This is a genomic window from Micromonospora matsumotoense (genome assembly GCF_050951065.1).
Taxonomy (GTDB): Bacteria; Actinomycetota; Actinomycetes; order Mycobacteriales; family Micromonosporaceae; genus Micromonospora; species Micromonospora matsumotoensis.
On the sequence record NZ_CP192025.1, the window covers coordinates 506,128 to 529,438 of the forward strand.

The following is a 23,311-nucleotide window of genomic DNA, read 5'->3' on the forward strand; positions in this document are numbered from 1 at the left end:
GGAGAGTTTACGGCTCTCGGAGGAGGACTGATGGAGCTGGCGCTGGCGACCCGCACCGTGGGGGAGCACACGGTGCTCGAGGTCGGTGGTGAGGTGGACGTCTACACCGCACCCCGACTGCGCGAACGGCTCCTGGAGTTGATCGACGGTGGCGCCCGACGGGTGGTCGTCGACCTGGGACGGGTGGACTTCCTCGACTCCACGGGTCTGGGCGTGCTGGTCGGTGCCCTGAAGCGGCTGCGCTCGGCCGGAGGGTCGTTCGCCCTGGTCTGCGACAAGGAGCCGCTGCTGAAGATCTTCCGGATCACCGCTCTGGACCAGGTCTTCCCCCTGCACCCGACGGTGGACGCGGCGATCTCCGCCGACCCCACCGCCCCCGGCGCGTGATGGCGACGGTCCGGCTCTCCTTCTCGCCGGCGCCGGTGCACGTGCGCACCGCCCGCCTGGTCGGTGTCGCGGTGGCCCGTCGGGCCGGGGTCCGGGAGGATCTGCTCGACGAGGTGCGGTTGGCCATCGGTGAGGCGTGCACCCGGGCGGTCGCCCTGCACCACCAGTACGGGCTGGCCGATCCGGTCCTGGTGGAGATGTCCGACTCCGGAGCGTATTCGGTGCGGGTGGTGGACCGGGCGCCGATCGAGGCGGGGCTGGGTCTGGCCGCGTTGAACGCCGACGAGTTGGCCAACGAGGCGTTGACCGACGAGGCGCTGACCACGGGGGTGGGCTTCGCGCTGCTCGCCGGTTTCGTGGAGGACCTCCAGGTCCGCCCGGTGGCCGAGGGCGTCGGGACCGAGGTCCGGATGGTGTGGCCGGTCGGCCGCTGATCGCTACTTTCCGTACATGAGGCGGTGACCCTTGGTGGGTCGCCGCCTCGTGGTGTTGATGGCCTCCTATATCAGATTTTTCCTCATAACACAGTTACGGAGATCATCCGGACACGGCGTCCCCCAGGTGTGACCTCCAACACTGGCCAGGGCTACAGTCTGTGGGTTGTCAGCACGTGATTCTTCCCGCAGCCAGCGAACATAGATGTTGATCATCTGCCGTCGGGGCGGGTCGGAGCAGGTGCGCCACCGCATCCAGGCGTCGGCCATACGTCCACTGGCCGGCGCGACAGTGTTCGGTACAGGAGGACATAGATGTCCGGGATCTTGGCCGCCGATAGCGGCGCGCTGTCCCTCACCGGAGAGAACCTGACGTACGTCGTCATCGCCGCGGTCATCGCGCTGGTGGCACTCGTCTTCGCCGCCGCCTTGACCAAGGCCGTGCTGGCAGCCGGTAAGGGCACCACCAACATGCAGGAGATCTCCGGCGCGGTGCAGGAGGGCGCCTCCGCCTATCTGCTCCGGCAGTTCAGGACGTTGGCGATCTTCGTGGTCGTCGCCGTCGTGCTGCTCTTCCTGCTGCCGGTGCACGACACCGACGGCAGCGAACTGGCGGTGAAGATCGGCCGATCGGCGTTCTTCGTGGTCGGCGCCCTGTTCAGCGCGTTCATCGGCGGTGCCGGCATGTGGCTGGCCACCCGCGCCAACCTACGGGTCGCCGCGGCGGCCCGGGAGGCGGTCGGCGGCCGGGAAGCCGCCATGAAGATCGCCTTCCGCACCGGTGGTGTGGTCGGCTTCCTCACCGTCGGGCTCGGCCTGTTCGGCGCGGCCATGGTGGTCGTCTTCTTCAAGGGCGACGCACCGACCGTGCTGGAGGGCTTCGGCTTCGGCGCCGCCCTGCTCGCCATGTTCATGCGGGTCGGCGGCGGCATCTTCACCAAGGCCGCCGACGTCGGTGCCGACCTGGTCGGCAAGGTGGAGCAGGGCATCCCCGAGGACGACCCGCGCAACGCCGCCACCATCGCCGACAACGTGGGCGACAACGTCGGCGACTGCGCCGGCATGGCCGCCGACCTCTTCGAGTCGTACGCGGTGACGCTGGTCGCCGCGCTGATCCTCGGCCGCGCCGCGTTCGGCGAGGACGGCCTGGTCCTCCCGCTGATCATCTCGACGATCGGCGTCCTGGTGGCGATCGTCGGGGTCTTCATCACCCGGCTGCGCGCCTCCGACCGCAACGGCCTCACCGCCATCAACCGGGCCTTCTATCTCTCCGCCCTGTTCTCCGCGGTGCTGGTCGCGATCGCCTCCTACTTCTACCTCCAGCCGACCTGGGCCGACCTGCTCGGCCCCGAGTGGCGGACCAGCCTCGGCGTGGACGGCGGCGACCCGCCGCTCGGCCCGCGCGGGGTGACCATCGCCGCGGTCGTCATCGGCATCGGGCTGGCCGCCGCGATCCAGGCGCTGACCGGCTACTTCACCGAGACCACCCGCCGCCCGGTCCAGGACATCGGCAAGAGCTCGCAGACCGGTGCCGCCACCGTCATCCTCGCCGGCATCAGCGTCGGCCTGGAGTCCGCGGTCTACTCGGCGCTGCTGATCGCTGCCGGGGTCTTCGGCGCGTTCCTGCTCGGCGGCGGCTCCATCACCCTGTCGCTGTTCGCGGTGGCGCTGGCCGGCACCGGTTTGCTTACCACCGTCGGCGTGATCGTCGCGATGGACACCTTCGGCCCGATCTCCGACAACGCGCAGGGCGTGGCCGAGATGTCCGGCGACATCGACGCCGACGGCGCGAAGATCCTCACCGAGCTGGACGCGGTCGGTAACACCACCAAGGCGATCACCAAGGGCATCGCGATCGCCACCGCCGTGCTCGCGGCCACCGCGCTGTTCGGCTCGTACACCGACACGCTGCGCACCGCCTACTCCGACGCGGGCGTGGGTGACGTCGGCACCGAGATCCTCAACGCGCTCAACGTCGCCAACCCGCGCAACCTGGTCGGCCTGATCATCGGCGCGGCGGTGGTCTTCCTCTTCTCCGGGCTGGCCATCAACGCGGTGTCCCGCTCGGCCGGCGCGGTCGTGATGGAGGTCCGCCGGCAGTTCCGCGAACTGCCCGGGATCATGGACGGCACCCAGCGTCCCGAGTACGGCAAGGTCGTCGACATCTGCACCCGGGACGCGCAGCGCGAGCTGATGACCCCCGGCCTGCTGGCCATCCTCGCCCCGATCGCGGTCGGCTTCGGCCTCGGGCCGGGCGCGCTGGCCTCCTACCTCGCCGGGGCGATCGGGGCGGGCACCCTGATGGCGGTCTTCCTGTCCAACTCCGGTGGAGCCTGGGACAACGCCAAGAAGCTCGTCGAGGACGGCGCGTACGGCGGCAAGGGCTCCGAGTCGCACGAGGCGACGGTCATCGGGGACACCGTCGGTGACCCGTTCAAGGACACCGCCGGCCCGGCGATCAACCCGCTGATCAAGGTGATGAACCTGGTCTCGCTGCTGATCGCGCCGGCCGTGGTGGCCTGGAGCGTCGGTGACGACCGGAACACCCCGCTGCGCCTGACGATCGCGGCGGCCGCCACCCTGATCGTGGTCGCGGCGGTGGTGTTCAGCAAGCGCAAGGGCGTCGTGATGGACTCCACCCCGGACGGTGGGGGCACCGGCGCGGGCAACGATCCGAAACAGGTCGAACCGGCCAACGTCTGAGTGACGGCACCGCGGGTCCCCGGTCGTCCCGGGGGCCCGCCGTGCCGGGCGGCGAGCGGGAATCCTGACCGCTGGCGCAATCGCCCCGAGGCCGTACGCTGCATCGCATGCGTACGCGTCGGGCGAGTGCCGCCGGGAAGCTCACGGTGGTGGTCACCACGCTCGTACTCGTCGTCGCCGGCTGTGGTGGGGGTCCCAGCCCGCGGGCCTGGGCGGCCTCGGTCTGTGAGGCGCTCACCCCGTGGCGGGCCGAGATCAGCAAGCTCACCAGCAGCACCCACCAGCAGATGACCGCCCAGACCACCCCGGCACAGGCGAAGGAGAACCTGGTGCGGCTCTTCGCCGGTGCCGAGCAGGCGAGCGAGACGGCCCGCCGCCGGATCGCCGACGCGGGCATCCCGGAGACCGACCACGGCGACGAGGTGTCGAAGGGCTTCCGGACCTCGCTGGAGAAGATCAGGGACGCCTACGGGCGCGCCGGGGACACCATCGACGCCCTGGACACCGGGCAGGCCACCGCGTTCTACGACGGTGTCCAGGCGGCGGTGGACAAGCTCAACAAGGAGTACGACGCGAGCGCGCTGGACACCGGGCGGCTCAACTCGGAGGAACTCAAGCAGGCCTTCGACGAGGTCCCGGAGTGTCGCTGAGTCGTGCCGACCCGCCCGGAGAGCCGGTGCGTCAGTTGTCGCTGTTCGGCACCGAGGCGGCCGATCCGTCCGTCGCCGATCTGTCCGGGCTGTTGGCCGGCCCGGGGGAGGTGCACCGGATGGGCCGTACCGCCCGGTTGTCCGTCGAGGTCGATGCGGCCTGGCGGGTGCACGTGCTCGTCGCCGAGTTGGCCAGGCGGGGGCTCGCGGCGGGCTGGGAGCCGACGGGGGACCAGCGCTACGTCGTGCGTACCTCGTATCTGACGACTCTTGCTCCGCTGGCGACGGCCTGGCTGGCCGGCGGGGTGAAGCGCCCACCGACGCACTTCCATCTGCACGGCCGGCGGCTGCGCCTGTGGCTGGCCGCCGCGGGGGCGGCCGACGACGCCGGTCTGCTGCTGCGCCTGCACCCCCGGGACGAGCCGTGGTGGCCGGTGGTGCGGGCGGCGCTCGCCGTGGTGGGCCTGCCGGCGGCGCTGCTGGAGGCGGAGGCGGGTGGTCCGGCGTTCCGGATCGGCGGGCGGCGGCTGGCCCGGCTCGCCGAGCTGGTCGGCGACCGCCCGTCCACCGCCCCCACCCAGCTCTGGCCGTGACCGGCCCCCGGGAGGCGAGCAGCCGAGGCCGCCAAGTGTCCGATCGCGGACAGTGTTGCGGACAGTGCGCCGGCCGTCTCACTCCGTGAACAGCGGGATTTGCCCAGGTCGGGGGGCCGTCATCGTCACCGTGGCCCACTTGGGGGCCTACCCACGGTGTACGGTGGCGCCGTCCGGCCGCTGCGGCCGGCGCGGCGTCGGCGCTGCCGCCGCGCGGACGCTGATTGCCGCCCCCGGGACCCGGAACCTGGACGGCGCGTTACGTTGGACATCCGGACCAACAGTGGTCCGGCGGGCGCACCACGGGCCCGAATCGGGCCTGGAGCAGGAGTGGGGTCGGGGAGAGACGTGCCGAGCAAAGCTGGAACCACCCGTCTGGTCATCGTCGAGTCACCGGCGAAGGCCAAGACGATCTCGGGCTATCTCGGCCCGGGGTACGTCGTGGAGGCCAGCTTCGGCCACGTCCGGGACCTCCCCCGTAACGCCGCCGACGTGCCGGCCAAGTACAAGGGTGAGCCGTGGGCCCGGCTCGGGGTGGACGTCGACAACGGTTTCCACGCCCTCTATGTCGTCTCCGCCGACCGTAAGCAGCAGATCAGCAAGCTGGTGAAGCTCGCCAAGGAGGTCGACGAGATCTTCCTGGCCACGGATGAGGACCGGGAGGGCGAGGCGATCGCCTGGCACCTGGTGGAGACCCTCAAGCCCAAGGTGCCGGTCAAGCGGATGGTCTTCCACGAGATCACCAAGCCGGCCATCCAGGCCGCGGTGGCCAACCCCCGGGAGATCGACCGGGACCTGGTCGACGCCCAGGAGGCCCGCCGCATCCTCGACCGGCTGTACGGCTACGAGGTCTCCCCGGTGCTGTGGAAGAAGGTCATGCCGAGGCTCTCGGCGGGCCGGGTGCAGTCCGTGGCGACCCGGATCGTGGTCGAGCGGGAGCGCCAGCGGATGGCCTTCCGCACCGCGGAGTACTGGGACATCCTCGCCACCCTGGCGGTGGCGAAGCCGGGCGAGGGCCCGCGCACGTTCAACGCCACCCTGGTCGCCCTGAACGGTGACCGGATCGCGACCGGCAAGGACTTCGAGCCGACCACCGGTAAGGTCCGCCCCGGTGCGGGCGTGGTGCACCTCGACGAGAGCGGGGCGCGGGGCTTGGCGGCCCGCCTGGACGGGCGGCCGTTCACCGTCACCCGGGTCGAGGAGAAGCCCTACCGTCGTCGCCCGTACGCGCCGTTCATCACCTCCACCCTCCAGCAGGAGGCGGCCCGCAAGATGCGGTTCTCGTCGCAGCAGACGATGCGCACCGCGCAGCGGCTCTACGAGAACGGCTACATCACCTACATGCGTACCGACTCGGTGAACCTGTCGGAGACCGCCATCACGGCGGCCCGCCGGCAGATCGTCGAGCTGTACGGCGAGCGCAGCGTGCCGCCGGAGCCGCGCCGCTACACCGGCAAGGTGAAGAACGCCCAGGAGGCACACGAGGCGATCCGCCCGGCGGGGGACAACTTCCGCACCCCGGGCGACGTGGCCAAGGAGCTGTCCGGCGAGGAGTTCAAGCTCTACGAGTTGATCTGGCGGCGCACCATCGCCTCGCAGATGACCGACGCGGTCGGCTCCAGCGTCTCGGTGCGCATCCGGGCGGTCTCCGCCGCGCAGGAGGAGGCGGACTTCGGCGCGACCGGCAAGACCATCACCGACCCGGGCTTCCTGCGCGCGTACGTCGAGTCCAGCGACGACGAGAACGCCGAGGCGGAGGACGCCGAGCGGCGGCTGCCCACCCTGGTCAAGGACCAGCCGCTGACCGCCGACGAGCTGACCGCACAGGGCCACCACACCCAGCCGCCGTCGCGCTACACCGAGGCGTCGCTGGTCAAGTCGCTGGAGGAGCTGGGCATCGGCCGCCCGTCGACGTACGCGTCGATCATGCAGACGATCCAGGACCGCGGCTACGTCACCAAGCGCGGCCAGGCGATGATCCCGACGTTCCTGGCGTTCGCGGTGATCGGGCTGCTGGAACAGCACTACCCCCGCCTGGTCGACTACGACTTCACCGCCAGCATGGAGAACGAGCTGGACGAGATCGCCGGGGGCGACCACGCCGCCGTCGACTTCCTCACCGCGTTCTACTTCGGCAGCAGCAACGGCACCGGTGACCAGGCCATCGCCCACGCGGGCGGGCTGAAGAAGCTGGTCACCGAGAACCTCAGCGACATCGACGCGCGCAGCGTCAACTCGATCCTGCTGCACACCGACGACGAGGGGCGCGAGGTCGTCGTCCGGGTCGGCCGGTTCGGGCCGTACCTGCAGCGGACCCTGCCCGGCGAGCAGCCGACGCCGAAGGTCGACGGCGAGGAGGGCGGCAGCCCGGGTGACCGGGCGCCGATCCCGGAGGGGCTGGCCCCCGACGAGCTGACCCCGGAGAAGGTGCACGAGCTGTTCCTCGGCGGTGGCGGCGAGCGCAAGCTCGGCGACGACCCGGCCACCGGGGAACCGATCGTGCTCAAGTCCGGCCGGTTCGGCCCGTACGTCGCCAGCGGCGAGCGGAAGTCGTCGCTGCTGCGGACGCAGACCCCGGACTCGCTCACCCTCGACGAGGCGTTGAAGCTGCTCAGCCTGCCCCGGCTGATCGGTGTCGCCCCGGACGGCGGCGAGGTGGTGGCCAACAACGGCCGCTACGGCCCGTACGTCAAGCAGGGTGACGAGTTCCGCTCGCTGGACTCCGAAGACAAGATGTTCACCGTCACCCTGGACGAGGCGCTGGCCCTGCTGGCCGCCCCGAAGACCCGCCAGCGTCGGGCCGCCGCGCCCCCGCTGCGCGAGATGGGCGTCGACCCGCTGACCGAGAAGCCACTGGTGATCAAGGACGGCCGGTTCGGGCCGTACGTCACCGACGGGGAGTTCAACGCGTCGCTGCGGCGCGGGCAGACCCCCGAGGAGCTGACCGTCGCGCAGGCGTCGGAGATGCTCGCCGAGAAGCGGGCGAAGGGTCCGGCGCCGAAGAAGGCGGCGGCGAAGAAGGCCCCCGCCAAGAAGACGGCGGCCAAGAAGGCCACGGCGACCAAGGCGACGGCGGCGAAGAAGACCGCCGCCGCCGCGAAGTCCACGGCCGCCAAGAAGACCACCACCGCCAAGACCACCACGGCGAAGAAGGCCCCGGCCAAGAAGGCCACCCCCCGCAAGGCCACCACCGCCGCCGAGTAACCCACCCACCCCACCCCCGCCTCCACTCACCCCGCCCCCGCCTCCACTCACCCCACCCCCGCCTCCACTCACCCCGCCCCCACCCCCACTCACCTCACCCCCGCCCGGTCCGCCCGGCGGGGTCCGGCAGGTTCTGCGGATCTTGGAAGGAAACGGCCCCCCTGAGGGCCAGATTCTTCCAAGATCTAGCCGTTGTCCACAGGGGTAGCGCGCGGAAGCCGTGGGTGGGCAGGGTTGAGGGGTGAGAGTTCGGGGCGGGGGTTCGAGAGCGGGGTCCAGCGCGGGTTCTGGTGCGCGGTCAGGATCGGGTGAACCGTCAGCATCCGGGGGTCGGTCGGGTTCCGGGGGTTGGTCGGGCGTGCGGTCGGGTTCGGGCGCTCGGGTCAGGGCGGGGGCGGGGCTGCGGCGGGCGCTTCCGGCCGACGACGCGGACGAGTTGACCTGGCTGCGCTTCCGGCAGGAAGACGTGATCAGCCTGGCCCAGGCATCCCGACACCTGTCCCGCAAGGCGATCCGACACCGGGTCGAGTCGGGACGGTGGCGGCAGGTCCACCGGGCGGTGTTCGTGACGCACAGCGGCCCCGTCGACCTGGAGCAGTTCCGTTGGATCGCGGTACTGGCAGCCGGGCCGCACGCTGTGCTCGGTGGTCTCAGCGCGGCCCAGGTGGGTGGTCTGCGCGGGTTTCGTACCCGACCGATCGACCTGTTGCTGCCCGCGTCGGCACGCCGTGACACGTTGCCGCAGGGGGTACGGGCGCACCGGACCACGCTGCTGACCCGTCGGGACGTACACGCCGTCGGACAGCCTCCGCGTACGGTGCCGGCCCGGTCGATCGTCGACGCGGCCCAGTGGGCGGCCAGCGATGACGAGGCGCGCGCCATCGTGGCCGCCGCCTTCCAGCAGCGCCTGGTGGCGGACGAGGAGATCGACGAGGTGATTGCCCGGCTGCCCCGGGTGCGTCGACGGGCCCTGATCGTGGCGACCGCCGCCGACGCGATCGGCGGCTCCCATTCGTTGAGCGAACTGGACTTCCTCGATCTGGTGCGCCGCGCCGCCCTGCCGCTGCCAACCCGGCAACAGATCCGGTACGACTCTGCCGGGCGGCGCCGCTACCTCGACGCGTACTTCGCACAGTGGCGGGTGCATGTCGAGATCGACGGTGGACAGCATCTCGACCCGGCCCACGCCTGGGCCGACATGCGTCGGCAGAACGCCCTCTGGATCGAGGGCGAACGTGTCCTCCGTTTCCCCTCCTGGGCACTGCGTAGCCGACCCGACGAGGTCGTCGCTCAACTCCGTGCCGCTCTCCGCGCCGCAGGCTGGCCCGGCTGATCCACCCCCACCTCCATAGGGCCCACGCCCGCTCACCCCTGGCCCGCGTGCTGCCACGATGAAGTGCAAACCGATGGCGGCGGTGATCTTCCCGGCGGCCATCGTCCTGTCCTGCCCGGTCTTCGCGCAGAGATCTTGGAAAGAAGCAACCCTCCTGGGGGCCACGTCCTTCCAAGATCGCAGCGGGCAGCGGGCAGCGGGCAGCGGGCAGCGGGTGAGTGGGCGGTGGGGTGGGGTTGGTTAGGGGCCGAGGATGTGGTCCAGGTGCGCGTTGGTGAGGACCCGGCCGGGGTCGAGGCGGGCGCGGAGGTCCTGGAAGTCGGCGAACCTCGGGTACGCGGTCGCCAGGGACGCCGCGTCCCGGTAGTGCAGCTTGCCCCAGTGGGGTCGGCCCCCCAGCCCCGCAGCGACCTCCTCGAAGGCCCGGAAGTACGGCTCGTACGGCATCCCGACGTACTGGTGGACGGCGAGGTAGGCCGAGTCACGCCCGTAGCCGTGGGACAGCCAGATGTCGTCGGCGGCGGTGAACCGCACCTCGACCGGGAAGAGCACCTTGAACGGCAGGCGGTCGACGATGCGGCGCAGCTCCGCCAGCGCCTGCGGCAGGGCGGCGCGCGGGATGCCGTACTCCATCTCCACGAAGCGGACCCGGCGCGGGGTGCAGAAGACGGTGTCGGAGCGGCCGGTGTAGGTGCGTTCGGTCAGCGCCCGCGCGGACACCGCGCTGATGGTGGGGACCAGCGGCGGCACGGCCCGGCCCAGCCGGCAGGCCCCGGCGAAGACCGTGTTGGCGAGGAGTTCGTCGTCCAGCCAGCCCCGCCAGCGCGGCAGCGGCCGGTCGTCGGCCGGCACCCGGTCGTTGGTCTTGAGCTGCACCCGGTCGGTGTACGGGAACCAGTAGAACTCGACGTGGTCGTGCCGGCCGACGAGTCCGGTCAGATCCCCCAGCACCTCGTCCAGCGGGGCGGGGCGCTCGTGCGCGCGCAGGGTGAAGGCGTCCACGCAGCGTAACGTGACGTCCACGAGCACCCCGAGCGCCCCCAGCCCGACCCGGGCGGCGGCGAAGATCTCCGGGTGCTCCCCGGCCGAGCAGCGCAGCACCTCGCCGGTGCCGGTGACCAGGGTGAGCGCCTCGACGAAGGTGGAGAGGCAGCCGTACGCCGCGCCGGTGCCGTGGGTGCCGGTGGAGATCGCCCCGGCGATGGTCTGCGCGTCGATGTCGCCCAGGTTGGGCATGGCCAGGCCGTGCCCGGCCAGCAGCGCGTTGAGCGCCCGCAGGGTGGTTCCGGCGGGCACGGTGACCAGTCGGGCGTCCCGGTCGACCCGGACCTCGGTCCGCAGGGCGGACAGCTCCATCCGCCGCCCGTCGGACAGGGCGATGGGGGTGAACGAGTGGCCGCTGCCGACCACCCTGATCCGCTCACCCGCGCCTGCCACGTCCAGGACCGCCTCGGCTATGTCCTCGACGGTGGTAGGGCGCAGGATGGCGGTGGCGACGCTGTGTTGGTTGCCCGCCCAGTTGGACCAAGCGGTGGCGGTACCGGCCATCGGCGCTCCTCGACATGAATGTGAACTGCCTTCATATCAGGAACGTTGTGCCTGGTAAATACCGCAATCGAGCTCCGCTCGTTGTACCGGTAGTCACGGTCTCGTGACATGTGGATATGTTCTTCCGTCGAAGGGGGGTGGCGTCGAGTGTCCACACCAGCCGCCACGACCGGGCCGCTGCGCCGCGTTCCGGTGCAGGGTCGAAGTGTCGCGCGCGTCCAACGGATGTTGGACGCCTGTGCCGAACTCGTCGACGAGGTGGGTTACGAGGGGTTGACCACCACGTTGCTCGCCGAGCGGGCCGAGGTGGCGATCGGGTCGGTCTACCAGTTCTTCCCGGACAAACGGGCGATCGTGCAGGCGTTGACCCTGCGCACCATGGAGTCCTACCTCCAGCGCCTCGACGAGCGGTTCGCCTCGGACGACCTGGCCCACTGGTGGGACGGCGTCGGCGCGGGCATCGACGAGTACATCTCGATGCACCGCACCGTCCCCGGGTTCCGGACCCTGCACTTCGGCGACGTGGTCGACCTGCACCTGCTCGACGAGCAGCGCGACAACAACGGGGTGATCGCCGACCAGCTGGCCCGGGTGCTCACCGAGCGGTTCGGCATGGCCGACGAGCCGCGCCTGCGGTTCTGCCTGGAGATCGCCGTCGAGGCCGCGGACGCCCTGATCAAGCTGGCGTTCCGCCGCAAGCAGGAGGGCGACGAGCGGGTCCTGGCCGAGGCCAAGGCACTCATCCGCGAATACCTGCACCGGCATGTCGAGGCCCCCACCGCGCCCGTCGCCCAGCCCTGACCCGCGCCAGCCCTGAGCCGCGCCAGCCCTGAGCCGCGCCAGCCCTGACCCACGTCCAGCCCAGGGCGTGGAACGCGGTCAGAGGAAGGCGTGCCCCTCGCCCCGGTAGGTGGGCACCGTGTCGACGACCGTGTCCCCGTCGACCAGGTGCAGTTCGTTGACCCGTTCGCAGAGTTCGCCCGCCTTGGCGTGGCGGAACCAGACCCGGTCGCCGATCCGCAGCCCGGCTGCGGCGGCGCCGGTGAGCGGGGTCTGCACCTCGCCCGCGCCCTCGCTGCCGACCAGCTTCAGCCCGGCCGGCAGCCACGGCCGGGGCAGCCGGCTCGTGGCGGCGGGACCGGAGGCGATCCAACCGCCGCCCAGCACGGTGGCGATCTCCGGCGTCGGCCGACGGACCACCGCGCAGGCGAAGAACGCCGCGGGGGCCGGCCGCCAGGCCCGGTAGGCGTCGAACAGCGTCGGCCCGTACAGCCCCGATCCGGCGGTGACCTCGGTGACCGCGGGGTCGGCGCTGGTAGCGGCCACGCTGCCGGTGCCGCCGCCGTTGACGAACTCCAGGTCGGCATGTTCCCGGACGGCGGCCACCGCCGCGCCCCGGCGGGCCAGCAGTTCCCGGTACGACCCGCGTTGGGCGATCCGGATCGCGGCGCTGAGCGCGGCCTGTCCGGGCGGGGCGTCCCCGAGACCGGCGATCTGTGCCTCGTACGACATCAGGCCGACCAACCGGAAGCCGGGTCGGCGGGCGGCGGCGGCGGCCAGCGCGCCGGCCGCGCGGGCGCTGTGCACCGGCGAGCGGCGAACGCCGACGTGCACCCGCCCGCGCAGCGGTCGCCAGGAGGCGTCCAGGTCGAGGCAGACCCGCAGCACGGGGCGGCGGCCCGGCGGGCACACCCCGTCGATCAGGTCCAGTTGTTCGGTGCTGTCGATCATGAGGGTGACCGCTGCGGCGAGCTGCGGGTCGGCGGCCAGCTCGGCGAGCGCCCCCCGGTCGGCGGTCGGGTAGGCCACCAGCGCGTCGTGGGTGACGCCGGAGCGGACCAGCCAGTTCGCCTCGGGCAGGGTGAAGGCCATCACGCCGGCCCACCCGGGTTGCCGGAGCGCCCGGGTGAGCAGGTCGCGGGCCCGGATCGACTTGCTGGCGGCGCGGACCGGTTTGCCGGTGGCGCGGGCGGCCAGCGCGGCGGCGTTGGCGTCGTAGGCGGTGAGGTCCACCACGGCGTAGGGCGGGTCGAGGTGGGCGGTCGCCTTGTCGAGGCGTTCGCGCAGGGTGTCGCTGTCGATGGCCACGAATGCACGCTAACTGTCCGGACGGAAATGCGAAAGCTCCTCACGTCCTACCGGGCTGCGGTCGGTGGTGTTCGCGGCCTAGGCTCGGCGAGCAGGAGAATGTCGCCGGTGGGGAGGCTCCCACCGGGTCTAGAGTGTTCCACCGGGACTGCCCAGTGTTGGGCCGGCACGTGGAGGTACGGCCATCGAAAGCCAGCAGAACGGCGAGTCGTCCGGCGCGTCGTCATCCGGCCCACCGCCCGGCGGCTCCGCCCAGACCGATCGGTCCGGCGCGGCGGCGATCCGGTCCGTGTTGCGCATCAGGCCGTTCCGGCGGCTCTGGATCGTGCTCGGCGCGGCCTCCTTCGGCGACTGGCTCGGCCTGCTCGCCACCTCCGTCTTCGCCGCCGCGCAGGTGTCCGGCAGCACCGCCCAGGGCGCCGTGTTCGGTGGCGTGATCGCGATCCGGCTGTTTCCGGCGCTGGTGCTGGGGCCGGTTGCCGGCTTGCTCGCCGACCGGTTCGACCGGCGCTGGACGATGGTCATCTGCGACCTGCTGCGGTTCGTGCTGTTCGCCTCGATCCCGCTGGTCGCGCTGCTCGGTGTCCAGGGCGGCGTGGTGGTCACCTGGGCGGCGATCGCCACCTTCCTCATCGAGTCGATCACCCTGCTCTGGATTCCGGCCAAGGAGGCCGCGGTCCCCAACCTCATTCCGCGCGCCCGGCTGGAGACGGCCAACCAGCTCACCCTGATCACCACGTACGGCCTGACCCCGGTCGCCGCCGCGATCGGCCTGGCGGTGCTGGACCGCACCGTGCGGGGGATCACCGGCGGGGAGATGCCCGGCTGGGCCGAGCCGGCTCAGCTCGCCCTCTGGTTCAACGCCTTCTCCCGGCTGGCCACCGCGCTGGTGGTGACCTTCGGCATCAAGGAGATCAGCCAGGCCCAGGCGCGGGAGCGGGGTGAACGCGCCGAGCAGGGCATGTTCAGCCAGTTCGCCGAGGGCTGGAAGTTCATCGGCCAGACCCCGCTGGTCCGGGGCCTGGTGCTGGGCATCTTCGGCGCGTTCGCCGGCGGCGGCATCGTGATCGGCACGGCCAAGTTCTTCGCCGCCTCGCTGGGCGCCGGTGACGCCGCCTTCTACATGCTGTTCGGCGCGATCTTCATCGGCCTGGCGATCGGCATCGGGCTCGGCCCGATGATCGTGCGGGACATGTCCCGCCGACGCTGGTTCGGCATGAGCATCGTGCTGGCCAGCGCCTCCGTGCTGGTGCTGGCCTTCGCCATCCACCTGTCGATGGCCATCCTCGGCGCGATCATGGTCGGCGCGGGTGCCGGCATGGCCTTCCTCGCCGGCACCACGCTGCTCGGCGGCGAGGTCGCCGACGAGGTACGCGGCCGGGTGTTCGCCGTGGTGCAGATCGGCACCCGGCTGGTGCTGATCCTGGCCATCGCGCTGAGCAGCCTGCTGGTCGGGGTCGGTGGCTCGCGCCAGCTCGCTATCGCCGACCTCGGCATCTCCGTCTCCTCCACCCGGCTGTTGCTGCTCGCCGCCGGCCTGGCCGGCATCTTCGCCGGGATCAGCGCGTTCGGGCAGATGGACGACAAGAAGGGCGTGCCGGTCCTGGCCGACCTCTGGGGTTCGATGCGCGGCCGGCCCCTGATGCCGGCCGAGCCGTTCGTCTCCAACGGGCTCTTCGTGGTCTTCGAGGGTGGTGAGGGGGGCGGCAAGTCCACCCAACTGGAAGCGCTCGCCGCCCGCCTGCGCGAGCAGGGCCGCGACGTGGTGATGACCCGCGAGCCGGGTGCCACCGTGGTGGGGGAGCGGATCCGGGCCATGGTGCTGGAGGATTCCGGCGCGGACGCGCCGTCCCCGCGCGCCGAGGCGCTGCTGTACGCCGCCGACCGCGCCCACCACGTCGCCACCGTGGTCCGGCCCGCCCTGATCCGGGGTGCGGTGGTGATCAGCGACCGGTACGTCGACTCGTCCCTGGCCTACCAGGGCGCCGGCCGTACGCTGCCGGTCGAGGAGGTCTCCTGGCTCTCCTCCTGGGCCACCGGTGGGCTCAAGCCCGACCTGGTGGTGCTGCTCGACGTCGACCCGCGTACCGGCCTGTCCCGGGTGGCCGCCCGCAATCAGGGGGCCGACCGGCTGGAGGCCGAGTCCGTCGCCTTCCACGAGCGGGTCCGCTACGCCTTCCTCGACCTCGCGGCCAACGATCCGAAGCGTTACCTGGTGCTCGACGCCGCCCGCCCGGTCGAGGAGATCGCGGGTCTGGTCGGTCGCCGGGTCCAGGAACTCCTGGTGGACCCGGCCGGCATCGTGCACCCCCGCCCGGCGCAGGGACCGGACACCTCGGTCCAGCCCGAGTTATCCGACACGGAGCTGGTGGGCATGGAGCACCGCACCTGATGTCGGACGTCTTCGCCGACCTGGTCGGTCAGGACGACGCGGTCGACACGCTGCGCCGGGCCGCCGCGTCCGCCGCCGCCGTGTTCCACGCCGCCCACCTCCCCCCACCCGCCGCCACCGGTGGCCCGGAGCACGACGCCCTGGACGATCACGCCGACGCCGACGCCGACGCCGACGCCGACGCCGACGCCGACGCCGACGTGGTCGGGGGCACTGCCGCCCCGGACGCGACGGTCGTCGACCCGGCGGCCGGGATGACCCACGCCTGGATCTTCACCGGTCCGCCCGGCTCCGGCCGTTCGGTGGCCGCCCGCGCCTTCGCCGCCGCCCTCCAGTGCGTGCACGGCACCGGCTGCGGCGTCTGCCCCGGCTGCCACACCACACTCACCGGCACCCATGCCGACGTACGGCTGGTGGCCCCCGAGGGGCTCTCCATCGGCGTCGGCGAGATGCGCGCCCTGGTGCTGCGGGCGGCGAGCACCCCGTCCGGCGGGCGCTGGCAGGTGGTGATCATCGAGGATGCCGACCGGCTCACCGAGGCGGCTGGCAACGCGTTGCTCAAGGCGGTCGAGGAGCCACCGCCCCGCACGGTCTTCCTGCTCTGCGCCCCGTCCACCCACCCGGAGGACGTCTCGGTGACGATCCGGTCGCGCTGTCGGGTCGTACCGCTGCGGCAGCCCTCGGCGGTGGCGGTCGCCGAGGTGCTGGTCCGGCGGGACGGCATCGCGCCCGACGTGGCGCAGTGGGCGGCAGCCGCCGCGCAGGGGCACGTGGGGCGGGCCCGGCGGTTGGCCCGCGACCCCGAGGCGCGCCAGCGCCGGGACGCGGTGCTGGCGGTGCCGCGTCGGCTGACCGGGGTGGGCACCGCGCTCGACGCGGCGTCGGCGCTGATCGAGGCGGCCGAGGCGGAGGCGGCGGCCTCGGTGGCGGAGTCCGACGCGGCCGAGCGGGCCGCCTTGCAGACCGCGCTGGGCGCCGGCGGCACCGGCCGGGGCGCGGCGGGCGCGACGCGTGGCTCCGCCGGCCAGCTCAAGGACCTGGAGAAGCGGCAGAAGTCCCGGGCCACCCGGGCCCAGCGGGACGCCCTGGACCGGGCCCTGGTGGACCTGGCCGGGTTCTACCGGGACGCGCTCACCTCGGCGTGGCGCGCGCCGGTCGCCCCGGTGCACACCGACACCGCCCCGCTGGCCGAGGCCGGTGGGCAGAAGTGGGCCCCCGAGGGCTCGCTGCGCCGGTTGGAGGCGGTGCTGGAGTGCCGGGCGGCGATCGAGGCGAACGTGAAACCCCGCATCGCCGTGGAGGCGATGATGCTCTCCCTCTGGCGCGGCTGACCCCCGTTTCCGCCCATCGACACGTGTTGACGGCGTGCGGTACGGTCCCGGTGGGCCGCGGTGATCGTGGTGGCACGCAGGGTGAGGTCGACCTGGGGGGAGATCGGATGCCGCGCGGCGAGATCGACGAGGCGTGGATCGAGGAGGCGGTGCGGCGGTACCGCCGGATCGAGTCCCTCCAGGCCGAGTTCGACCGGGCGGTCGAGACCGTCGAGGTGACCGTCCGATCGCCCGACGGGCTGGTCGAGGTGGTGGTGACGGCGGGGGGCCGGATCACCGACGTGCGTTTCCTCGGGCCGCTGCACACCCGTCACCCCCGGGACGTGGCCGGCTCGGTGCAGGCCGCCGTCACCGCCGCCGCCGACGCCGCCCAGTGGGCCCGGGAAAAGCTGCACAACGAGACCTTCACCGCCTACCGTCCGCTCGCGGGGGCCTGAGATGGACGCCCTGCGCGCCCTCGCCGCCCGTCTCGACGAGGCCAGCGCCACGCTCGCCGCCCTGGCCCGTACGGTCACGGTGAGTGATCCGCCGCACCCGGCGTTCGGCGCGCACGCCGCCGGCCGTCCCGGCGAGGTCGGTCGGGCCCTGCACCGGCAGTGGACCGCCGCCACCGACGGCCGGGCCCGCGAGGCGGGTGCCGCCGCCGCCCGGTTGGCCGCTGCGGCGTCGGCCGTCCGCAGCGCCGCCGACCGCTACGCCACGGCCGACGACGACGCCCGCCGCCGGCTGGCCGGGGAGGCGTGATGGACCCGCTGGACCGGCTCGCCGAGCCCGGCCTGGACCTGCTCGCCCGGGTCGACACCCTGCTCGCCGCCGGTGCCCCCGAGGGGCATCCGGTCTGGCCGTTGCTGCGCCGGATGCAACTGCTGCCGGGGGAGGCCCTGCGCGCCTTCCTCGACCTGCACCCCGCACCGCTGGCGACCGCCGGGCACGCCGTGCGCCGGCTCATCCGGGGGTACGACGACGCCTGCGCCGCCCTCACCGACCCGGGTGTCTGGTCCGGGCCGGCCGGCTCGTCCTACGACGAGGCCCGCACCGCCCTGCTGCGCCACCTGGACGAGGGTCCGGAGAGCCTGGTGGGCCGGTTGGAGTCGACCGCCGGTTATGCCGACGCGCTGGCCGACTGGGTGGAGGGCAGCCGGTGGGCGGTGGCCCGGGTGCTGGCCGAGGTGCTCGGCTCCACCGAGGCGGTCCGGGTCCGGGCGGCGACCGCCCCCGGTGCCGGGCCTGCTGTCGGGTCCGGTGCGGCGGCCGAGATCGCCACCCGGGTGCTCTCGGTGCTGGGGGTGGCCTACGACGGGGCCGAGACGCTGCTGCGCCAGTGGACGCCGAGCCTGGCCGAGTCGACCTGGCGGTCGACCAGCGGGGCGTCGTACCACGGCGGACCCCTGCGGATCGGCTGACCGTGACCGGGTCTGCTCCCCGGCGGGATGCCCGCCCTCCGTGCCCGGCCGGGCCCCGTCGATCCGTCGTAGGCTGATGGCATGGGCATGCTCTGCGCGGTCAGCTTCAACCGGTACGGGCGGCTCTACTACCTCGACCCGGGGGAGTTCCGCCCGCAGGTCGGCGACCGGGTGCTCGTCCCCACCGACGACGGCCCCGAGGTGGCGGAGTGCGTCTGGGCGGCGCAGTGGGTCACCGAGGAGACCGACGGCTTCCCGAAGCTGGCCGGTCTGGCCGGCGACGACGACCTACGCCGCGACGAACTGCTGCGGCGGCGCAAGGCCGAGGCGAAGGTGGCCGCGAAGCGGCTGATCCGGGAGCATGGCCTGCCGATGAAGGTGGTCGCGGTGGATCACGTCCTCGCCGCCGCGGAGGGCACCGGGGACCGGACCACTGTCTATTTCACCGCCCCGCACCGGGTGGACTTCCGGTCCCTGGTCCGGGACCTGGGCGCGACCCTGCACTGTCGGGTGGAGCTGCGGCAGCTCTCCGCCCGGGACTCGGCCCGGGTACAGGGTGGCATCGGCTCCTGCGGTCGGGACCTGTGCTGTGCCACCTTCCTCAACGACTTCGAGCCGGTGACCATCCGGATGGCCAAGGATCAGGATCTCCCGTTGAACCCGCTGCGGATCTCCGGCGCCTGTGGCCGGCTGATGTGCTGCCTCAAGTACGAGCACCCGTTGTATGCCAAATTCACCGAGTCCGCCCCGGCGGTCGGCAGCCGCGTCACCACGCCGGAAGGGGAGGGTCGGGTGGTCGGCCACAGCGTCCCGAGAGACGCGGTGACCGTCCGCCTGGACGCCGACGGCTCGCGCTCCCTGTGCTCCCGCGCCGACGTTTGCGGCTCCCGCAGCGCCTACGAGAGCCGTGACCTGTCCGGCCCCGACGGGGCGGCGCGCTGATCGACGTGCCCCCGCCTGCCGGTTCGCAGGTGTCGCTCGCCTGTCGCCAGGGGCCGGCGCTTCAGGCGCGGTCGTGCAGGGTGACCTGGTAGCCGTCGGGGTCGGCGAAGGTGAACGTCCGGCCGAAGGGGCCGTCGACCGGTGCGGCGACGATGGGGTGTCCATCGGTGACGAGGGCGTCGTGGATGGCCTGCACGTCCGTGGCGTGGAGCCAGATCGCGGCACCGATGCCGGGCTGGGCGACGGAGTCGAGATCGGTGCCGGGGACGACGTCACGCAGGGCGAACGCGATCGGTTTGGTCGCGAAGACGACGGCGTGCGGGGGGCCGGCCGGCGAGCGGACGAGACCGAGATAGCGCTCGTAGAACGCCTGCGAGGCGGCGAGGTCGCGCGCCTGGAGCGAGATGAAGTCCGGGCCGGTGACGGGCATGGTGGTGATACTCCTTCTTCTATGTCAGGTTCCTGACACAGCTCAACCTATGTCAGAATCCTGACATGAGTCAAGGTGATGCCGGCATCGACCTGAACACGTCCCTGGGCTACCTGCTGAAAGAGGCGTCGAGCGCCCTGCGGGCGGCCATGGAGGAGGTGCTGCGGCCGCTCGGGATGGGCGTGACGCACTACGCCTGCCTCGAACTGCTGGCGCAGCGACCGGGCCTGTCGAACTCCGAACTCGCGCGGGGCGCATTCGTGACCCGACAGACGATGAACGTCCTGCTCCAGAACCTGGAACGGGAGGGCTACGTGACCAGGCCCGCCGAGGCCCCCGTAGGCAAGGCGCTGCCCACGCGGCTCACGCCGAGGGGTCGACGCAGCCTGGACCAGGCAACCGCAGCGGTCCGCTCGGTCGAGGTCAGGATGCTCTCCGGCATGACCGAGGCCGAGCGCTCAACCGCCTTCCACGCCCTGAAATCCATGATCCACTCCCTGACCTCCCCACCCCCACCCCCCTTGGGTCGGGGTTGATCAAGAGGTTTGCGTCAGTTCGATTGCGCCTGGTGACGTAAACCTCTTGATCAACGCGGGTGGGACGGGGCGGGCGGCGTGGGTGGGCGGGGCGGGGGAGTCAGGTGAGGGTTACCGGGGGTTCGGCCAGGTGGGGGGTGAGGGGGGTGCGGGGGGTCAGCCAGGAGGCGGTGGGGGACTGGTCGGGGTTGAGCTGCCAGTCGTGGCAGACCCGGTCGACGGCGATCGGATAGATGGTGAGCGTGCCGTCCGGGTCGATGCGCATCCGCAGGAACGACTTCGAGTCCTCGATGCCCTGGCCGGCGAAGAGTTCGTTGACGTTGACCCCGAAGGCCCCCGCCACCAGCAGGTACCCGGCCACCAACTGGGTGGCGACCAGCCCGATCACCGGGCCGTAGAGCACGGCGGCGGCGACCGCCGGCAGTGGCCACGGCCAGTGGTAGAACGGCAGGTGCAGCCAGGCCCAGGTGCCGGCGACGGCGAGCGCCACGTGCGCGAGCCCGTGACCGACGCCGAGCAGCCAGTGCCGGACGTGCCGTTTCCCACCGGCGCTGGGCGGCTTGGCGAAGAAGGCCGCGCCGAGCAGCGTCACCGCCAACATGAGCACCAGCGGGACGCTGAACAGCCGCTGCTCGGTGCTGGTCCGGTTGGCCGCGACGCCCGCCATGGCGAGCATCAGCAGCGTGTGCAGGGTGCCGAGCAGGGTGCCGAAGCCCGGGTTGCGCCGGGGCAGCCGGTGGAAGATCCCCCAGCCGTAGCGGCGGGAGCGGGCCGCGTCCGGGAACCGGGCCACCAGGTCGTACGCGCGGGTGCGGCTGGCCCGGCGGGAGAGGGTGTCCTTCGGCGGCACGTCGATCCGCTCGGGCAGGGTGTGCGTCGGATAGAGGTACGCGCCGCCCCCGCCGCAGGTGATCAGCTGCCGTTCCGGGCCGGCGTACCGGGCGTAGTGGTGCAGGTCGCCGGAGACCAGCAGCCGGACGTGCGCGCCGGTGGGCGCGATGATCGTCCGGACGAAATAGTCGACCGAGTCGTACGCGGTGGGATGGTCGACGGACTTCACCCAGGTCGGCGCCGGCACCGCCAGGATCACCCGGGAGTCGGGGCCGAGCCGGCGGGCCACCTCGTCGAAGTAGGCGAGCTGTGGATCGTCCAGGTAGGACCCCGACTGGTCGTCCAGGCCGAGCAGCCACCACCCCGCCGGCAGTTGCACCGCGAAGTACGACCGGGACTGACCGGTCCCCCAACCGCCGAAGTTCCGGTCCCGGGAGCGGACGAAGAGCCGCAGGAACGCGGTCAGCCCGTCGTACCAGTCATGATTGCCGGGTACGGCGAACAGCGTCGGCTGCTGCGGCGGGGCCACCGGCAGTGCCGCCTGGTACGGCCCCTTGCACCGGTCCTCGTACGCCTCGTAGGCCGCCGACGGGTACACCTGGTCGCCTCCCATCACCAGGGTCTGCGCCCGGGGCAGCCGGTGCCCGTCGACCGTCAGCTCCGGCTGGGCCAGCAGGTACGCCACCGAGTACGTCGCGTCGAAACCGTCGCCCAGGTCGGCCACGTAGTCGAGCCAGAGCCCACCGTCCGGGCCGACCTGCTCGCCGATCCGCGCGTCGAGCGCGTTCTGCAACTCCCGCTTGTCGAGGTATGCCCCGAACAACATCGCCAGCAGGGTACGGATGCCGGTACTGATCAACAGGAACGGCGCGAGCCAGGGGACCGGTTTGCGGGGTGTGAAGCCCAACTCCACCGGATCGGTGCTGCGTGGTCTGCGTACGGCCCGTTCGCCGGGGGCGTGCTCGGCGTCCGGGCCCGCCGTGGCGTGGTCGGGGGTGGCAGGGCGGCCCGGGGTGGCGGGGTGGTGGGGGGTGGCGTGGTCGTCGCTCACCTGGGCAGCCTAGCCGTCACGCTCGGCACTGATGTGCCTTGATGTCCGGGTCGGTCGGCCGGGAACCCCCTCGGTTCCGGCCGGGGTCGTACCGTACACTCAACGATCGTTGCCGCCTTAGCTCAGTCGGCTAGAGCGACGCACTCGTAATGCGTAGGTCGACGGTTCGATTCCGTCAGGCGGCTCAGAGAGAGGCCCTGACCAGCAGGTTCGCTGGTCAGGGCCTCATGTTCATCGATGCGGTTTTGAATCGCCCCCCGAAAACCTCCTCGGGGGCCAGGGTCGGGCGGAACCGCTGGGCTCGATGTGGAGTTCGCGCAGGCGTGATCTCGACGGTCATCTCGTCCGGGTTCGGCTTGATTCCGCCTCACGCACCGGGACCGGCGCCGGCATCCTGTCGTTGCCGGCAATCCTGGCTGACGGACTCGCGAGCGTCCCTTCGTTGCTCTATGCGGCACCAGTCCGGCGCTGGCGGATCTTGGTACCGGAGTCGGCACCGCCGGCTTGACCGTGGCGGACGCCGCCGGATGGGCGCATCGGGCCGCCGTCGAGGGCTGGTCGTAGGTGATTCTGGATGCATACGCCCTTTCGTGTGACGTGGTTCAGGACCGCGGACATGGAGATCGGTTTCTGGTCGCTGACGACAGCGGTTTCCATGCGGCCTTTGATGCGACGCGGTTCAGGGCATGACAACTGCCATCGCTGATGGTTTGAGTGACGTTTCCATTACGCCCTCTGGCGTGACGTAGTTCAGGACAACAAGGACAAGAAGGGCCAGTAGGTCCAGAAGGTCCAGTTCCCATGCGCCCTCTGGCGTGACGCAGTTCAGGACTGGTCCTCACCGCCGGTCTCCTCATCGGCAACATGTCTCCATACGCCCTCTGGCGTGACGCAGTTCAGAACCAGACGGCAGCGGCCGACCCCAAGTCCAACTTGTCTCCATACGCCCTCTGGCGTGACGCAGTTCAGGACCCTATCCCTCTGCGAGGGGTGTGACCAGGGTGTTTGTCAAGGTGTTGCATACCCCCTTATGTCGGGCGGTATGCTGATCGGCGTGGCTCGATAAATTTCGTGTGTTTGTGCTGGTGGGGATGGTTGCATAGGGGGTGGTGTGAAGGCTTGATCGGCTACCCAGGCCCGGATTGCCGGGTTTTGATGCTTTCGGTGGCTTCTATGGGACTGCCCAGTAGAGGGTATCGGGTTGGACGGTGGCTTGGCCGATCGTGGTGATGCCGTCCCAGCAGGTTCCGCAGAGGGGGACGATGTGGATGGCGTCGCTGCGGGGATTGACGAGTTGGCGCAGTCGTTCGGTCAGGTGGTGGAGGTCGTCGGTGTCGAGGGTGCAGACGAAGACGCTGCGTTGGATGCGGTCGCCCCAGGTCTGGAGCATGGCGGCGGCGTGGGCGCGGGTGGTGTCGGTGGAGATGTCGTAGGTGATGAGGACGGTGGGCATGG

General features: G+C 71.7%; 20 protein-coding genes and 1 tRNA gene. 16 read left to right on the top strand and 5 right to left on the bottom strand.

Features of this window, described 5'->3' with window-relative positions; all coding sequences use genetic code 11:
• Nucleotides 1–30 precede the first annotated feature (30 nt).
• From ACQP1S_RS02465 to ACQP1S_RS02495, 7 genes are all read left to right on the top strand, one after another.
• Nucleotides 31–387: an STAS domain-containing protein gene (locus tag ACQP1S_RS02465; RefSeq protein ID WP_091244521.1), complete on the top strand. Its 357-nt coding sequence runs from the start codon at nucleotides 31–33 to the stop codon at nucleotides 385–387.
• Nucleotides 384–821, top strand: a complete 438-nt coding sequence (locus tag ACQP1S_RS02470; protein ID WP_091244524.1) for an ATP-binding protein — start codon at nucleotides 384–386, stop codon at nucleotides 819–821. Before ACQP1S_RS02465 ends, ACQP1S_RS02470 begins: the two co-directional genes overlap by 4 nt.
• 315 nt (nucleotides 822–1,136) lie before the next feature.
• A complete protein-coding gene (locus tag ACQP1S_RS02475) occupies nucleotides 1,137–3,524 on the top strand; it encodes a sodium-translocating pyrophosphatase (RefSeq protein WP_432902498.1) in 2,388 nt (795 codons plus the stop codon).
• Between the two features lie 107 nt (nucleotides 3,525–3,631).
• Nucleotides 3,632–4,174 carry a hypothetical protein gene (locus ACQP1S_RS02480; protein ID WP_432902500.1) on the top strand — a complete coding sequence of 181 codons (543 nt, stop codon included), beginning with the start codon at nucleotides 3,632–3,634 and terminating at the stop codon, nucleotides 4,172–4,174.
• Entirely contained in the window at nucleotides 4,165–4,767 is a 603-nt protein-coding gene (locus tag ACQP1S_RS02485; protein ID WP_176738945.1) for a hypothetical protein, read from the top strand. Before ACQP1S_RS02480 ends, ACQP1S_RS02485 begins: the two co-directional genes overlap by 10 nt.
• Before the next feature lie 348 nt (nucleotides 4,768–5,115).
• On the top strand, nucleotides 5,116–7,971 hold the full coding sequence (gene topA, locus ACQP1S_RS02490) for a type I DNA topoisomerase (protein WP_432902502.1): 2,856 nt from the start codon (nucleotides 5,116–5,118) through the stop codon (nucleotides 7,969–7,971).
• Nucleotides 7,972–8,329: 358 nt separating this feature from the next.
• On the top strand, nucleotides 8,330–9,304 hold the full coding sequence (locus ACQP1S_RS02495; RefSeq protein WP_432902504.1) for a DUF559 domain-containing protein: 975 nt from the start codon (nucleotides 8,330–8,332) through the stop codon (nucleotides 9,302–9,304).
• 240 nt (nucleotides 9,305–9,544) lie between these two features.
• Here ACQP1S_RS02495 and ACQP1S_RS02500 read toward each other — a convergent pair whose 3' ends face one another.
• Nucleotides 9,545–10,852 (bottom strand): D-arabinono-1,4-lactone oxidase, encoded by a 1,308-nt coding sequence (locus ACQP1S_RS02500; protein WP_091244539.1) that lies wholly within the window; start codon nucleotides 10,850–10,852, stop codon nucleotides 9,545–9,547.
• Between the two features lie 225 nt (nucleotides 10,853–11,077).
• On the opposite strand from ACQP1S_RS02500, the gene ACQP1S_RS02505 reads away from it, so the two are divergent.
• A complete protein-coding gene (locus ACQP1S_RS02505; RefSeq protein ID WP_091244542.1) occupies nucleotides 11,078–11,653 on the top strand; it encodes a TetR/AcrR family transcriptional regulator in 576 nt (191 codons plus the stop codon).
• A gap of 78 nt (nucleotides 11,654–11,731) precedes the next feature.
• Here ACQP1S_RS02505 and ACQP1S_RS02510 read toward each other — a convergent pair whose 3' ends face one another.
• A complete protein-coding gene (locus ACQP1S_RS02510; RefSeq protein ID WP_432902506.1) occupies nucleotides 11,732–12,940 on the bottom strand; it encodes an alanine racemase in 1,209 nt (402 codons plus the stop codon).
• 325 nt (nucleotides 12,941–13,265) lie between these two features.
• Here ACQP1S_RS02510 and tmk point away from each other — a divergent pair, with 325 nt between their 5' ends.
• From tmk to ACQP1S_RS02540, 6 genes are all read left to right on the top strand, one after another.
• Nucleotides 13,266–15,332, top strand: coding sequence for a dTMP kinase (tmk, locus tag ACQP1S_RS02515; RefSeq protein WP_432907729.1), 2,067 nt, complete (start codon nucleotides 13,266–13,268; stop codon nucleotides 15,330–15,332).
• Entirely contained in the window at nucleotides 15,332–16,663 is a 1,332-nt protein-coding gene (locus tag ACQP1S_RS02520) for a DNA polymerase III subunit delta' (protein WP_432902508.1), read from the top strand. The genes tmk and ACQP1S_RS02520 overlap by 1 nt, the downstream gene beginning before the upstream one ends.
• A gap of 107 nt (nucleotides 16,664–16,770) precedes the next feature.
• On the top strand, nucleotides 16,771–17,100 hold the full coding sequence (locus ACQP1S_RS02525) for a YbaB/EbfC family nucleoid-associated protein (RefSeq protein WP_091244555.1): 330 nt from the start codon (nucleotides 16,771–16,773) through the stop codon (nucleotides 17,098–17,100).
• Between the two features lies 1 nt (nucleotide 17,101).
• Nucleotides 17,102–17,407, top strand: coding sequence for a hypothetical protein (locus ACQP1S_RS02530; protein WP_363669838.1), 306 nt, complete (start codon nucleotides 17,102–17,104; stop codon nucleotides 17,405–17,407).
• Nucleotides 17,407–18,066: a hypothetical protein gene (locus ACQP1S_RS02535; RefSeq protein ID WP_432902511.1), complete on the top strand. Its 660-nt coding sequence runs from the start codon at nucleotides 17,407–17,409 to the stop codon at nucleotides 18,064–18,066. The genes ACQP1S_RS02530 and ACQP1S_RS02535 overlap by 1 nt, the downstream gene beginning before the upstream one ends.
• Nucleotides 18,067–18,147: 81 nt before the next feature.
• Nucleotides 18,148–19,008: a PSP1 domain-containing protein gene (locus ACQP1S_RS02540; RefSeq protein ID WP_091244564.1), complete on the top strand. Its 861-nt coding sequence runs from the start codon at nucleotides 18,148–18,150 to the stop codon at nucleotides 19,006–19,008.
• 61 nt (nucleotides 19,009–19,069) lie between these two features.
• Here ACQP1S_RS02540 and ACQP1S_RS02545 read toward each other — a convergent pair whose 3' ends face one another.
• A complete protein-coding gene (locus tag ACQP1S_RS02545; protein ID WP_091244568.1) occupies nucleotides 19,070–19,438 on the bottom strand; it encodes a VOC family protein in 369 nt (122 codons plus the stop codon).
• Nucleotides 19,439–19,503: 65 nt separating this feature from the next.
• Between ACQP1S_RS02545 and ACQP1S_RS02550 the strand changes: the two genes are divergently transcribed.
• Nucleotides 19,504–19,974 carry a MarR family winged helix-turn-helix transcriptional regulator gene (locus ACQP1S_RS02550; protein ID WP_432902514.1) on the top strand — a complete coding sequence of 157 codons (471 nt, stop codon included), beginning with the start codon at nucleotides 19,504–19,506 and terminating at the stop codon, nucleotides 19,972–19,974.
• Nucleotides 19,975–20,074: 100 nt separating this feature from the next.
• On the opposite strand, the gene ACQP1S_RS02555 is transcribed toward ACQP1S_RS02550, so the two are convergent.
• Nucleotides 20,075–21,856: a metallophosphoesterase family protein gene (locus ACQP1S_RS02555; protein ID WP_432902517.1), complete on the bottom strand. Its 1,782-nt coding sequence runs from the start codon at nucleotides 21,854–21,856 to the stop codon at nucleotides 20,075–20,077.
• Nucleotides 21,857–21,967: 111 nt separating this feature from the next.
• Here ACQP1S_RS02555 and ACQP1S_RS02560 point away from each other — a divergent pair.
• Nucleotides 21,968–22,041 (top strand) — tRNA-Thr (locus ACQP1S_RS02560).
• 986 nt (nucleotides 22,042–23,027) lie between these two features.
• On the opposite strand, the gene cas2 is transcribed toward ACQP1S_RS02560, so the two are convergent.
• A complete protein-coding gene (gene cas2 / locus ACQP1S_RS02565; RefSeq protein WP_432902520.1) occupies nucleotides 23,028–23,309 on the bottom strand; it encodes a CRISPR-associated endonuclease Cas2 in 282 nt (93 codons plus the stop codon).
• Between the last annotated feature and the right edge of the window lie 2 nt (nucleotides 23,310–23,311).

What these genes read in the sequence shown, in the direction of transcription:
- ACQP1S_RS02520 (WP_432902508.1), top strand. Translation starts at nt 15,332, where the DNA reads ATGTCGGACGTCTTCGCCGACCTGGTCGGTCAGGACGACGCGGTCGAC.
- ACQP1S_RS02550 (WP_432902514.1), top strand. Translation starts at nt 19,504, where the DNA reads ATGAGTCAAGGTGATGCCGGCATCGACCTGAACACGTCCCTGGGCTAC.
- ACQP1S_RS02530 (WP_363669838.1), top strand. Translation starts at nt 17,102, where the DNA reads ATGGACGCCCTGCGCGCCCTCGCCGCCCGTCTCGACGAGGCCAGCGCC.
- ACQP1S_RS02475 (WP_432902498.1), top strand. Translation starts at nt 1,137, where the DNA reads ATGTCCGGGATCTTGGCCGCCGATAGCGGCGCGCTGTCCCTCACCGGA.
- ACQP1S_RS02545 (WP_091244568.1), bottom strand. Translation starts at nt 19,438, where the DNA reads ATGCCCGTCACCGGCCCGGACTTCATCTCGCTCCAGGCGCGCGACCTC.
- ACQP1S_RS02480 (WP_432902500.1), top strand. Translation starts at nt 3,632, where the DNA reads ATGCGTACGCGTCGGGCGAGTGCCGCCGGGAAGCTCACGGTGGTGGTC.
- ACQP1S_RS02505 (WP_091244542.1), top strand. Translation starts at nt 11,078, where the DNA reads ATGTTGGACGCCTGTGCCGAACTCGTCGACGAGGTGGGTTACGAGGGG.
- ACQP1S_RS02525 (WP_091244555.1), top strand. Translation starts at nt 16,771, where the DNA reads ATGCCGCGCGGCGAGATCGACGAGGCGTGGATCGAGGAGGCGGTGCGG.
- cas2 (WP_432902520.1), bottom strand. Translation starts at nt 23,309, where the DNA reads ATGCCCACCGTCCTCATCACCTACGACATCTCCACCGACACCACCCGC.
- ACQP1S_RS02465 (WP_091244521.1), top strand. Translation starts at nt 31, where the DNA reads ATGGAGCTGGCGCTGGCGACCCGCACCGTGGGGGAGCACACGGTGCTC.
- ACQP1S_RS02540 (WP_091244564.1), top strand. Translation starts at nt 18,148, where the DNA reads ATGGGCATGCTCTGCGCGGTCAGCTTCAACCGGTACGGGCGGCTCTAC.
- ACQP1S_RS02535 (WP_432902511.1), top strand. Translation starts at nt 17,407, where the DNA reads ATGGACCCGCTGGACCGGCTCGCCGAGCCCGGCCTGGACCTGCTCGCC.
- ACQP1S_RS02500 (WP_091244539.1), bottom strand. Translation starts at nt 10,852, where the DNA reads ATGGCCGGTACCGCCACCGCTTGGTCCAACTGGGCGGGCAACCAACAC.